12 protein-coding genes are annotated in these 13,071 nt (G+C 54.1%); 11 read left to right on the top strand and 1 reads right to left on the bottom strand.

All coding sequences use genetic code 11. The features are described 5' to 3' along the window. Positions 1–71: 71 nt before the first annotated feature. The 5 genes from araF to otsA all read left to right on the top strand — a co-directional run bounded on the left by araF (position 72) and on the right by otsA (position 6,010). Positions 72–1,061, top strand: a complete 990-nt coding sequence (gene araF / locus FHC51_RS19135; protein WP_103822412.1) for an arabinose ABC transporter substrate-binding protein AraF — start codon at positions 72–74, stop codon at positions 1,059–1,061. Between the two features lie 68 nt (positions 1,062–1,129). After that, on the top strand, positions 1,130–2,644 hold the full coding sequence (araG, locus tag FHC51_RS19130; protein WP_103822411.1) for an L-arabinose ABC transporter ATP-binding protein AraG: 1,515 nt from the start codon (positions 1,130–1,132) through the stop codon (positions 2,642–2,644). A 14-nt stretch (positions 2,645–2,658) separates the two neighbouring features. Then, a complete protein-coding gene (araH, locus tag FHC51_RS19125) occupies positions 2,659–3,639 on the top strand; it encodes an arabinose ABC transporter permease AraH (protein WP_103180100.1) in 981 nt (326 codons plus the stop codon). Between the two features lie 165 nt (positions 3,640–3,804). Continuing rightward, on the top strand, positions 3,805–4,611 hold the full coding sequence (otsB, locus tag FHC51_RS19120; RefSeq protein WP_103180099.1) for a trehalose-phosphatase: 807 nt from the start codon (positions 3,805–3,807) through the stop codon (positions 4,609–4,611). After that, positions 4,586–6,010, top strand: a complete 1,425-nt coding sequence (otsA, locus tag FHC51_RS19115) for an alpha,alpha-trehalose-phosphate synthase (RefSeq protein ID WP_220436352.1) — start codon at positions 4,586–4,588, stop codon at positions 6,008–6,010. The genes otsB and otsA overlap by 26 nt, the downstream gene beginning before the upstream one ends. Before the next feature lie 20 nt (positions 6,011–6,030). Here the strand turns inward: otsA and uspC are convergent, their stop codons facing one another. Then, positions 6,031–6,459 (bottom strand): universal stress protein UspC, encoded by a 429-nt coding sequence (uspC, locus tag FHC51_RS19110; protein WP_103822409.1) that lies wholly within the window; start codon positions 6,457–6,459, stop codon positions 6,031–6,033. Between the two features lie 791 nt (positions 6,460–7,250). On the opposite strand from uspC, the gene flhD reads away from it, so the two are divergent. The 6 genes from flhD (at position 7,251) to cheW (ending at position 12,675) form a co-directional block, all read left to right on the top strand. Beyond that, positions 7,251–7,601, top strand: coding sequence for a flagellar transcriptional regulator FlhD (gene flhD / locus FHC51_RS19105; protein WP_103180096.1), 351 nt, complete (start codon positions 7,251–7,253; stop codon positions 7,599–7,601). 2 nt (positions 7,602–7,603) lie between these two features. Continuing rightward, entirely contained in the window at positions 7,604–8,182 is a 579-nt protein-coding gene (gene flhC / locus FHC51_RS19100; protein ID WP_103180095.1) for a flagellar transcriptional regulator FlhC, read from the top strand. A gap of 122 nt (positions 8,183–8,304) precedes the next feature. Then, positions 8,305–9,192: a flagellar motor stator protein MotA gene (gene motA, locus FHC51_RS19095; protein ID WP_103180094.1), complete on the top strand. Its 888-nt coding sequence runs from the start codon at positions 8,305–8,307 to the stop codon at positions 9,190–9,192. Further along, positions 9,189–10,118 carry a flagellar motor protein MotB gene (gene motB / locus FHC51_RS19090; RefSeq protein ID WP_220436351.1) on the top strand — a complete coding sequence of 310 codons (930 nt, stop codon included), beginning with the start codon at positions 9,189–9,191 and terminating at the stop codon, positions 10,116–10,118. Before motA ends, motB begins: the two co-directional genes overlap by 4 nt. Before the next feature lie 4 nt (positions 10,119–10,122). Further along, positions 10,123–12,150, top strand: a complete 2,028-nt coding sequence (gene cheA, locus FHC51_RS19085; RefSeq protein WP_220436350.1) for a chemotaxis protein CheA — start codon at positions 10,123–10,125, stop codon at positions 12,148–12,150. Between the two features lie 21 nt (positions 12,151–12,171). Then, positions 12,172–12,675, top strand: coding sequence for a chemotaxis protein CheW (gene cheW / locus FHC51_RS19080; protein ID WP_032611989.1), 504 nt, complete (start codon positions 12,172–12,174; stop codon positions 12,673–12,675). Positions 12,676–13,071 lie beyond the last annotated feature (396 nt).

Raw genomic sequence — 13,071 nt, 5'->3', positions numbered from 1 at the left:
TTTTAAGTCCGATTAAAAAGATTTTAGTTGTTATTCCCCTACAAATTAAAACGCTAAAGCTGGAGTTAACCATGCACAAATTTACTAAAGCGCTGGCGGCCATCGGTCTGGCTGCCGTTATGTCACAATCCGCTATGGCGGAGAACCTGAAGCTCGGTTTCCTGGTGAAGCAACCGGAAGAGCCATGGTTCCAGACAGAGTGGAAATTTGCCGATAAAGCCGGGAAAGATTTGGGTTTTGAAGTCATTAAAATTGCTGTGCCGGATGGTGAAAAAACGCTGAACGCTATCGACAGCCTGGCAGCCAGCGGCGCGAAAGGGTTTGTCATCTGTACTCCGGATCCCAAACTGGGCTCGGCTATCGTGGCGAAAGCGCGTGGCTACGACATGAAAGTTATCGCCGTGGACGACCAGTTCGTGAACGCCAAAGGCAAGCCGATGGATACCGTGCCGCTGGTGATGATGGCGGCGACCAAAATCGGCGAGCGTCAGGGCCAGGAGCTCTATAAAGAGATGCAAAAACGCGGCTGGGATGTGAAGGACACCGCGGTTATGGCGATCACCGCCGATGAACTGGATACCGCACGCCGTCGCACCACCGGCTCGATGGAAGCCCTGAAAGCGGCCGGCTTCCCGGAAAAACAGATCTACAAAGTGCCAACCAAATCTAACGATATCCCGGGCGCTTTCGATGCGGCCAACTCCATGCTGGTGCAACACCCTGAAGTGAAACACTGGCTGGTAGTGGGGATGAACGACAACACCGTACTGGGCGGCGTGCGCGCCACCGAAGGCCAGGGCTTCAAAGCGGCAGATGTTATCGGCATCGGCATCAACGGCGTTGATGCGGTGAGCGAGCTCTCTAAAGCACAGGCCACCGGTTTCTACGGCTCTCTGCTGCCAAGCCCGGACGTACATGGCTATAAATCCAGCGAAATGCTCTACAACTGGGTCACTAAAGGTGCCGAGCCAGCGAAATTCACTGAAGTTACCGACGTGGTGCTGATCACCCGTGACAACTTCAAAGCCGAGCTGGAGAAAAAGGGACTGGGCGGTAAGTAATTCACTGTGATTGCGCCCCCCGTAGCATCGGGGGGCCAGACGTTCACTACTCGATCCTCGGAGACGTTATGCAACAGTCTGAACCGTATCTCTCTTTTCGCGGCATCGGCAAAACCTTTCCCGGTGTCAACGCGCTGACCGACATCAGCTTTGACTGCTATGCGGGTCAGGTTCATGCCCTGATGGGTGAGAACGGCGCCGGAAAATCCACGCTGTTGAAGATCCTCAGCGGTAACTACACCCCCACGACAGGCACCCTCGCCATCCAGGGCAAAGAGGTCGCCTTCGCGGACACCACCGCCGCGCTGAATGCCGGTGTCGCCATCATCTACCAGGAACTGCATCTGGTGCCGGAGATGACCGTGGCGGAGAACATCTATCTTGGGCAGCTTCCGCATAAGGGCGGTTTCGTTAACCGTTCGCTGCTCAACTATGAGGCCGGTCTGCAACTGAAGCACCTTGGGCTGGATATTGATCCCCAGACCCCGCTCAAGTATCTCTCCATCGGCCAGTGGCAGATGGTGGAGATTGCCAAGGCGCTGGCGCGCAATGCCAAAATTATCGCCTTTGACGAACCCACCAGCTCGCTGTCGGCGCGTGAAATCGAGAACCTGTTCCGGGTGATCCGCGAGCTGCGCAAAGAGGGGCGCATCATTCTGTACGTGTCGCACCGTATGGAAGAGATCTTTGCCCTCAGCGACGCTATTACCGTGTTTAAAGATGGTCGCTATGTCCGCACTTTCAGCGACATGCAGCAGGTCAACCACGACCTGCTGGTGCAGGCGATGGTAGGGCGCGAACTGGGTGATATCTATCACTGGGAACCGCGCCAGTATGGCGGCGAACTGCTGCGCCTCGAAGAGGTAAAAGCCCCGGGCGTACGCACCCCGGTAAGCCTGACGGTGCGCAGCGGTGAAATCGTTGGCCTCTTCGGTCTGGTAGGGGCAGGGCGCAGCGAGCTGATGAAAGGGCTGTTTGGCGGCACCCGCATCACCGGCGGGCAGGTGTTTATCGACGGCCAGCCTGTCGATATTCAGAAACCGGCGCACGCAATTCGCGCAGGGATGATGCTCTGCCCGGAAGACCGTAAAGCCGAAGGGATCATCCCGGTGCACTCGGTGCGGGACAACATCAATATCTCGGCCCGCCGGAAAACCATTCGTGCCGGATGCCTGATTAACGACACGTGGGAAGTCAGCAACGCCGATCACCACATTCGATCGCTCAACATCAAAACGCCGGGCGCGGAACAGCTGATTATGAATCTCTCCGGTGGCAACCAGCAAAAGGCCATTCTGGGCCGATGGCTGTCGGAAGAGATGAAGGTGATCCTGCTGGATGAACCGACGCGCGGTATCGACGTGGGCGCCAAGCACGAAATCTATAACGTCATTTATGCCCTGGCAAAACGTGGCGTGGCGGTGCTCTTCGCCTCCAGCGATCTGCCGGAAGTACTGGGCGTGGCCGACCGTATCGTGGTGATGCGTGAAGGGGCCATTGCCGGTGAATTGCTACATGAACAGGCGAATGAACAGCAGGCGTTAAGCCTCGCCATGCCTAAAGTCAGTCAGGCTGTCGCCTGAGTAAGGAGAATAAGATGTCCTCTGTCACTACATCCGGAGCGCCGAAATCGGCCTTCAGCTTTGGGCGGATCTGGGATCAATACGGCATGCTGGTCGTGTTTGCCGTACTGTTCCTCGGCTGCGCCATCTTTGTGCCTAACTTCGCCACCTTCATTAACATGAAAGGGCTGGGCCTTGCCATCTCCATGTCGGGCATGGTGGCCTGCGGGATGCTGTTCTGTCTGGCATCCGGCGACTTCGACCTGTCGGTCGCCTCGGTTATCGCCTGTGCTGGTGTCACCACCGCAGTGGTCATTAACATGACCGAAAGTCTGTGGATTGGCGTGGCGGCCGGGCTGCTGCTCGGGGTGCTCAGCGGGCTGGTAAACGGCTTCGTGATTGCGCGCCTGAAAATCAACGCCCTGATCACCACGCTCGCCACCATGCAGATTGTGCGTGGGCTGGCCTACATCATCTCTGACGGTAAAGCGGTGGGGATTGAAGATGAGCGCTTCTTTACCCTCGGCTACGCCAACTGGCTCGGTCTGCCTGCCCCTATCTGGTTGACCGTCGGCTGCCTGATCATTTTTGGTTTCCTGCTCAACAGAACCACCTTTGGTCGTAATACTCTGGCGATTGGTGGTAATGAAGAGGCGGCGCGTCTGGCGGGTGTACCGGTAGTACGGACCAAGATTATCATCTTCGTGCTTTCCGGTCTGGTGTCGGCGGCGGCGGGGATTATTCTGGCTTCACGTATGACCAGCGGCCAGCCAATGACCTCTATCGGCTATGAACTGATCGTCATCTCAGCCTGCGTTTTAGGTGGCGTATCGCTGAAGGGCGGCATCGGAAAAATCTCATATGTGGTGGCCGGGATCCTGATTCTCGGGACGGTTGAGAACGCCATGAATCTGCTGAACATCTCCCCGTTCTCGCAGTATGTGGTACGTGGCCTGATCCTGCTTGCGGCGGTGATTTTCGACCGTTACAAGCAAAAAGCAAAGCGCACCGTTTAACCCTTTTTTCCACCCCCTCCCGACTTAACTTTTAAGTGTAGCCCCCCTTCCCAGCCGCAGCGGAAAGGGGGATGTCAAATGGCGAGCCCCGTCACACTGTCTATACTTACATGGCTACTGAGATGTTTGCCGTTTTTCATCTCGCCAACTGTAAGGAGGATCAGGGTGGCCGATACGTTAACTTCACCGCCTTTACTATCAGAAAACTTTGCGTACTTTTTCGACCTCGACGGGACCCTTGCTACCATCAAGCCACACCCCGATGAGGTAGTTGTTCCCGCAGAAGTATTACAGGCACTGAATCAGCTGGCACAGCTGAATGAGGGGGCACTGGCATTGATATCAGGGCGTTCAATGGCCGAGCTGGACCAGCTCGCCAGACCCTACCGTTTCCCGCTTGCCGGTGTACACGGGGCGGAGCGCCGCGACATCCATGGTCATTCGCAATCCGTTTCCCTTCCCCCGGATCTGATCCAGACGCTGCATGCGCAGCTTACAACGGCGCTTTTATATCTGCCTGGCACCGAACTTGAAGCCAAAGGGATGGCATTTGCAATCCACTACCGTCAGGCTCAGGAATATGAGAAGAATATTTTCGCCCTGGCGGAACAGATCGTGCACGACAATCCGCAGCTGTCACTCCAGCCAGGTAAATGTGTAGTTGAAATCAAACCGAGAGGGATCCATAAAGGCGAGGCTATCTCAGCCTTTATGCATGAAGCGCCTTTCCTCGGCAGAACGCCGGTTTTCTTTGGTGATGACCTCACCGATGAGCATGGCTTTGAAGTGGTGAATCAGCTTAAAGGGGTATCAGTGAAAGTCGGCGCAGGTGAGACCAAAGCCAGCTGGCGGCTGGCTACGGTACCTGATGTCTGGCAATGGGTAATAAAAGCCGCTAACCATCAACAAGAACAAGAAATAGCGCAAATTAACAGGAGAAAACCTTATGGGTCGCTTGATCGTAGTTTCTAATCGCATCGCTCCCCCGGATGATAAAAAAGCCAGCGCAGGTGGCCTGGCAGTTGGGGTGCTGGGGGCGTTAAAAAGTACGGGGGGGCTCTGGTTTGGCTGGAGTGGAGAGATTGGTAATGAGGACAAACCGCTAAAAAAGGTGACGCGCGGGAATATCACCTGGGCCTCGTTTAATCTCAGTGAACAGAATTACGATGAGTATTACAGCCAGTTCTCCAATGCCGTGCTTTGGCCAGCCTTCCACTATCGTCTGGACCTGGTAAAGTTTAAGCGCGAGGCTTGGGAAGGGTACACGCGGGTCAATAGCCTGCTGGCCGATAAGCTGCTGCCGGTAGTCCAGCAGGACGACGTGCTATGGATACACGATTATCATCTGCTGCCGTTCGCCAGCGAGCTGCGCAAGCGCGGCGTCAACAACCGGATTGGCTTCTTCCTGCATATTCCGTTCCCGACCCCGGAGATCTTCAACGCGCTGCCGCCGAGCGACGAGCTGCTTGAACAGCTCTGCGATTACGATCTGCTGGGCTTCCAGACCGAAAATGACCGCCTGGCCTTCCTCGACAGCGTGGCCAGCAAAACGCGCCTGACGGCACATGACGATGACACGCACTCCGCCTGGGGCAAGCGCTTCCGCACCGAGGTCTATCCGATTGGTATTGAGCCGGACGAGATTATCGAGCAGGCCTCCGGGCCGCTGCCGCCTAAGCTGGCGCAGCTGAAAGAAGAGCTGAAGCACGTAAAAAACATCTTCTCTGTTGAGCGTCTGGATTACTCCAAAGGGCTGCCGGAGCGTTTTCAGGCCTATGAGACCCTGCTGGAGAATTATCCTGAGCACCACGGTAAGATCCGCTATACCCAAATCGCACCGACCTCGCGCGGCGAGGTGCAGGCCTATCAGGATATCCGACATCAGCTTGAGAACGAAGCCGGTCGCATTAACGGCCGTTACGGCCAATTGGGCTGGACGCCGCTGTTCTATCTCAACCAGCATTTTGAGCGCAAAATCCTGATGAAGGTGTTCCGCTATGCCGATGTCGGCCTGGTCACGCCGCTGCGTGACGGGATGAACCTGGTGGCGAAAGAGTATGTCGCCGCGCAGGATCCGGCCGACCCGGGCGTGCTGGTGCTGTCGCAGTTTGCCGGTGCCGCTAACGAGCTCACCTCGGCGCTGATCGTTAACCCGTACGATCGGGACGATGTTGCCAATGCTCTGCACCGTGCGCTGAATATGCCCCTCACGGAGCGTATTTCACGCCATGCCGATATGATGAAAGTGATCCGCGAAAATGATATTGACCGCTGGCAGGCGCGCTTCACTGAGGATCTGAAGCAGATTACTCCCCGCAGCGTGGAGAGCAATCTGCAAAAAAAGGTCGCAACGTTCCCTAAACTTGCCTGATAAATATTCCGCTCAGGGCATTAAACTGCCCTGAGTGGAATTAACAGCACATCCACTTTACTGTTGTTAACGATTGTTTTTGCGGAACAAGCTGCACGTGAAAAAAAGCTGTGGTTATGATTTCCGCATATCACCAAGTCAACACGTTGTTTGTGACATATATCAAGTATCCTCTCGCTTAATTCTCCCGTTGCACAAAGCGTTTGTGCAATGGGATATTCTGCACGCGCAATAAGATCATCCAGAAATTGCTGGGTTTCCTCCTGAAGAACGCCACGAATATCTTCCAGCATCGGTGCGGCCAGTTGATTGTACATTTCAGGATCGGCGGAAAGGGTGACCAGAGTGATGCGTGCCTGAGTCGGTCGGGCGATAGCGACCGCTTTGGCGACCAGTTGATGGCTTTCGGGGGAAACTGAAACAGAAACAAGGATATGGGAGTAACTCATGGTACCCTCCGGACGTATCTGTACATTAGCTATTCCTCAGCTTTAGCGCGATTTTTTAGCCTTCGCAAGGGGTGAAGGTGACATTCATGTGATACTTATCATAATTATTCATTAAATATTCTTATGTAATGAATAGCGCTAAACCCTCATAAGGGGGGTAAAGCCGCTATCTTAACGTAAATCATACAAATATATTCCCTGCAAAAACAAGGGGATTTACCTCTTCGCAACATCCATTCAGCCATAAACGTAATAAAATACTTACGTTTTGACTCTGACATTAATTCTTTAATTTCAATATCTTATTATATTGTTTCTATCTTAGATATGGTGGGCTGTTTTGCAAATTTGTTACTTGTCAACCCCAAGCAAGTAACGTGCCTGGTTTCTTCATACTTCTGCATGAATATTCGGCGATACAGAATATATCCTTGCCTTATTTGTTCAAAAAACAGACAAATTAGAAGTGACGCTGATGGGTTTTTGGTTCACATTCACCTAAATTATGTGACGTAGATCACATTTATTTTAAATTTCAGGCGAGGCCGCATTGTATGTCCTACAGTGGACGGGTAAAGTTGCCGCGAATTAGGAAAAGTCTTAGTTAATTGTAAGAAGCGATAAATGTGTAAGAGACAAAATTTGTTTTTCTTAACGTGATTCATCGATACAAAACTTAATTCAACTATGCGTTTTAGCCTTTTCTTTTTTTTTACCGGGGTTTTCCCGGCGACATCACGGGGTGCGGGTCGACCGCACAAGAAATTAAAGTGTTATTCGGGAAGGGATAAATGAACACATCCGAATTGCTAAAACACATTTATGACATCAACCTGTCATATTTATTGCTTGCACAACGTTTGATTAGCCAGGATAAAGCCTCCGCAATGTTCCGTCTGGGCATTCAGGAAGAAATGGCCACCACGCTTGGCGGTTTAACGTTGCCGCAGATGGTGAAACTGGCCGAAACAAACCAACTGGTTTGCCAGTTCCGCTTTGATAATCACCAGACCGTCACGCAACTGACTCAGGAATCCCGCGTGGATGACCTGCAACAGGTTCACACCGGCATTCTGCTTTCTACCCGTTTGCTTAACGAAATCAGCCAGCCTGATGACGTAGCCCGTAAGAAAAGGGCTTAAAAATGAGTGAGAAGAGCATTGTTCAGGAAGCGCGTGATATTCAACTGGCCATGGAACTGATTACGCTAGGTGCTCGTTTGCAAATGCTTGAAAGCGAAACCCAGCTGAGCCGTGGTCGTCTTATCAAATTGTACAAAGAATTACGTGGCAGCCCACCACCAAAAGGGATGTTGCCATTCTCTACCGACTGGTTTATGACCTGGGAGCAGAATATTCATGCTTCCATGTTCTGTAATGCCTGGCAGTACCTGCTCAAGACCGGCTTATGCAGCGGCGTTGATGCGGTCATTAAAGCGTACAAACTTTACCTCGAGCAGTGCCCGCAGCCTGAAGAAGGCCCTTTGCTGGCCCTGACCCGCGCATGGACATTGGTGCGTTTTGTTGAGAGCGGATTGCTGGAACTCTCCCGCTGCAACTGCTGTAGCGGCAACTTTATCACCCATGCACATCAGCCCGCAGGCAGCTTCGCCTGCAGTTTGTGCCAACCACCGTCTCGTGCGGTAAAAAGACGTAAACTTTCCCGGGATGCTGCCGATAGTAATCCACAACTGCTGGATGAACAGATCGAACAGGCTGTTTAACCCGAACGTGTGGGCAAGGATCCAGCAGCGGTAAGAGATTACCGCTGCTTTTTTTTGCCCCGCAGAAGGATAAACCCCGACCTGCGCATCCTGGCTACAGTCACTAGCGGAAGGATGATGTCGTGCTTATCGTATTAGGTTACCTGGTAGTTCTCGGTACAGTTTTCGGCGGTTACATGATGACCGGCGGGCACCTTGGGGCACTCTATCAACCGGCCGAACTGATTATTATCGGTGGTGCAGGGGTGGGGGCGTTTATCGTTGGCAACAACGGCAAGGCGATCAAGGGAACGTTAAAAGCGTTGCCGTTACTGTTCCGTCGTTCGAAATACACCAAAAGTATGTATATGGACCTTCTGGCGCTGCTCTATCGCCTGATGGCCAAGTCGCGTCAACAGGGAATGTTTTCCCTGGAGCGCGATATTGAGAATCCGAAAGAGAGCGAGATCTTTGCCAGCTACCCGCGCATTATCGCCGATAAGATGATGCTTGAATTCATCGTCGACTATCTGCGTCTCATCATCAGCGGCAACATGAACACCTTCGAAATCGAAGCGTTGATGGACGAAGAGATCGAAACGCATGAAAGCGAAGCTGAAGTCCCGGCTAACAGCCTGGCGATGGTGGGGGACTCCCTGCCGGCGTTCGGTATCGTTGCGGCAGTTATGGGGGTCGTTCACGCCCTGGCCTCGGCGGATCGTCCGGCGGCTGAACTGGGCGCCTTGATCGCGCACGCCATGGTGGGGACCTTCCTCGGCATCCTGCTGGCGTACGGATTTATCTCTCCGCTGGCGACCGTATTGCGTCAGAAGAGCGCTGAAACCACCAAAATGATGCAGTGCGTCAAAATCACGCTGCTCTCGAATCTTAACGGTTATGCCCCGCCGATCGCGGTAGAGTTTGGCCGTAAAACCCTCTACTCCAGCGAGCGTCCGTCGTTTATTGAGCTTGAAGAGCACGTGCGCGCTGTGAAGAACCCAAACCAGCAGACGAGCACTGAGGACGCATGAAAAACCAGTCCCATCCCATCGTCATAGTCAAAAAGCGCAAGCATAAAGGGCATGGAGGCCATCATGGTGGCTCGTGGAAAATCGCCTACGCCGATTTCATGACCGCGATGATGGCGTTTTTCCTGGTGATGTGGCTGATCTCTATCTCCAGCCCGAAAGAGCTGATTCAGATCGCAGAGTATTTCCGTACCCCGCTGGCGACGGCGGTGTCGGGGGGGCCGCGCATCTCCAACAGCGACAGTCCGATCCCGGGCGGTGGAGATGACTATACGCAAAAGCAGGGTGAGGTGAAGCGCGAGCCGAACATCGACGAGCTGAAAAGACGCATGGAGCAGAGCCGCCTGAAAAAACTGCGCGGCGATCTGGACCAGCTGATCGAAGCGGATCCGAAGCTGCGCGCCCTGCGTCCGCACCTGAAAATCGATCTTGTTCAGGAGGGGCTGCGCATTCAGATTATCGACAGCCAGAACCGTCCCATGTTTAAAACCGGCAGCGCCGATGTGGAGCCCTATATGCGCGACATCCTGCGCGCCATTGCGCCAGTGCTGAATGGGATCCCTAACCGAATCAGTCTTTCCGGTCACACCGATGACTTCCCTTACGCCGGTGGCGAAAAAGGGTACAGCAACTGGGAGCTCTCGGCGGATCGTGCAAACGCATCCCGTCGTGAGCTGGTGATCGGCGGGCTGGACGATGGCAAAGTGCTGCGCGTCGTCGGCATGGCCGCCACCATGCGCGTGACCGACCGCGGCCCGGACGACGCCATCAACCGCCGTATTAGTCTCTTAGTGCTCAACAAACAGGCAGAGCAGGCTATCCTGCACGAAAACGCCGAAAGTCAGATTGAGTCACTGGATGATTTAAAACAGCCAGGCCCTGCGCCTTCGGCTGCCGTTCCAACATCGCCACCAGCCAATCCGAGGTGATAGCGTGAGCATGGATATTAGCGATTTTTACCAGACGTTTTTTGATGAAGCCGACGAGTTGTTGGCGGATATGGAGCAACACCTGCTGGACCTGGTGCCCGAGGCGCCGGATTCAGAGCAGCTCAACGCCATATTTCGCGCAGCTCACTCCATTAAAGGAGGCGCCGGTACGTTTGGCTTTACCATTTTGCAGGAAACCACCCATCTGATGGAGAACCTGCTTGATGAGGCCCGACGCGGTGAGATGCAGCTCAATACCGACATTATTAACCTGTTTTTGGAAACGAAAGACATTATGCAGGAACAGCTCGATGCCTATAAAAGCTCGCAAGAGCCGGACGCTGCCAGCTTTGAATACATCTGCAACGCGCTGCGTCAGTTAGCGCTGGAAGCCAAAGGCGAGACGGCAGCCGTTGCCGTCAGCCCGGCCAAACTGAGTGTTGTTGAGCCCGCTCCGGCGGCCGCGCCTGCCGCTGACGACCGTCTGCGTGTGGTGCTGTCCGGCCTGAAAGAGAGCGAAGTTAACCTTCTGGAAGAAGAGCTGAGCAATCTCGCTACCCTGAGCAACGTGGTGAAGGGCAAGGACACGCTGGCAGCTAACCTCGACGGCGGCATCAGCAAAGATGACGTCATCGCCGTGCTCTGTTTTGTTATTGAACCCGAGCAGATCGACTTTGAGACCGTGACCGATGCACCGGTTGCGGAAACGGCAGAAGTGGCTGAAGTCGCGGCTGCACCTGCGGTACCGGCCGTGGCACCTGCCGCGCCTGCGCTTAAAGCCGTTCCGGGCGAATCCGCTGCGCCAAATCGCGGCGAGCGTGAAAAACCGGCCGCCCGCTCCAGTGAATCGACCAGTATTCGTGTCGCTGTAGAAAAAGTGGATCAGCTGATCAACCTGGTGGGCGAACTGGTGATCACCCAGTCGATGCTGGCCCAGCGCTCTAACGAGCTGGACCCGGTCAACCATGGCGATCTCATCACCAGCATGGGCCAGTTACAACGTAACGCCCGCGATCTGCAGGAATCGGTGATGTCCATCCGTATGATGCCGATGGAGTATGTCTTCAGCCGCTTCCCGCGTCTGGTGCGCGACCTGGCGGGCAAGCTCAATAAGCAAATCGAACTGACGCTGATGGGCAGCTCCACCGAGCTGGATAAGAGCCTGATTGAGCGCATTATCGACCCGTTAACGCACCTGGTGCGTAACAGCCTTGACCACGGGATCGAGCTGCCGGAAAACCGAGTTGCCGCAGGGAAATCCCCGGTGGGTAACCTGATTTTGTCTGCGGAACACCAGGGCGGGAACATCTGCATCGAAGTGACCGATGACGGCGCAGGTCTGAATCGCGAGCGTATCCTGGCGAAAGCGATGTCGCAGGGGATGGCGGTCAGCGAAAACATGACCGACGAAGAGGTGGGCATGCTGATCTTCGCCCCAGGCTTCTCCACCGCGGAGCAGGTCACAGACGTCTCCGGGCGCGGCGTGGGTATGGACGTGGTGAAACGTAACATCCAGGAGATGGGCGGCCACGTTGAGATCAAGTCGAAGCAGGGCTCAGGTACCACTATCCGCATTCTGCTGCCGCTGACGCTGGCGATCCTGGATGGAATGTCGGTCAAAGTGGCGGACGAAGTGTTCATCCTGCCGCTGAACGCGGTGATGGAATCGCTGCAGCCGCGTGAAGAAGATCTGCACCCGCTGGCAGGCGGTGAGCGCGTGCTGGAAGTGCGTGGCGAATACCTGCCGCTGGTGGAACTGTGGAAAGTGTTCGACGTGGACGGCGCCAAAACTGAAGCCACGCAGGGGATTGTGGTCATTCTGCAAAGCGCAGGCCGCCGTTACGCCCTGCTGGTCGATCAGCTGATTGGTCAGCATCAGGTGGTGGTGAAGAACCTCGAGAGCAACTACCGCAAAGTACCTGGCATTTCAGCCGCCACCATCCTCGGCGATGGCAGTGTGGCGCTGATCGTCGATGTTTCGGCGCTTCAGGGATTAAATCGTGAACAACGTATGGCGCACACAGCCGCCTGATTCAGTTAAGAAGGTAAAAAAATGACCGGTATGAGTAATGTAACCAAGCTGGCCGGCGAGCCATCAGGGCAGGAATTCCTGGTTTTCACCTTAGGTGACGAAGAATACGGTATCGATATTCTGAAGGTGCAGGAGATCCGTGGCTATGATCAGGTGACCCGCATCGCCAACACGCCAGATTTCATCAAAGGCGTGACCAACCTGCGTGGCGTTATCGTGCCAATCGTCGACCTGCGCGTGAAGTTCAGCCAGGGCGACGTCGAGTATGATGACAACACGGTCGTGATTGTGCTCAATCTGGGCCAGCGCGTGGTCGGGATTGTGGTTGATGGGGTTTCCGATGTCCTCTCCCTGACCGCCGAGCAGATCCGCCCGGCGCCGGAATTCGCGGTTACGCTGTCCACCGAATACCTGACTGGTCTGGGGGCGCTCGGTGACCGTATGCTGATTCTGGTGAATATCGAGAAGCTGCTGAACAGTGATGAGATGGCGCTGCTGGATGTGGCGGCAAGTCACGTAGCCTGAGGCCATCACCGCTGCGGCGGCCAGGACAACACTTCAAGGGGACCATGCTGGTCCCCTTATTTATTTCTCCCGCTATGCGCCGTCCAGTTCTTATTTTCTTCCTGTTATTTATTCAAGTTGTGAATATATTCATAACCAAAATTCAGGGAATAGTTTCTCTGGCTTAACTGTTATTTAATCGCCATTAAAATTGCCAATGAAAACAAGAGGATATATTGTGATCTGTATCACATTATTCCTATTTTTTATCCCGCCTGGCCTCAATATTCAGGCGTTTTAAAAATTTATCCGATTGTTATTTAAAGATATTTTGTGTCAATACGCCATTTGTCTTAGCCGCCTGGCTAAAGTGGTTGTTCGCGGTGCCTTAATCTAAATTAATTTTAACCACCTATT

It is taken from the genome of Leclercia sp. EC_58 (assembly GCF_019584355.1).
Lineage (GTDB): Bacteria > Pseudomonadota > Gammaproteobacteria > Enterobacterales > Enterobacteriaceae > Enterobacter.
Note: the sequence above shows the minus strand (reverse complement) of the source record. Positions and strands in the feature narration are given on the sequence as shown.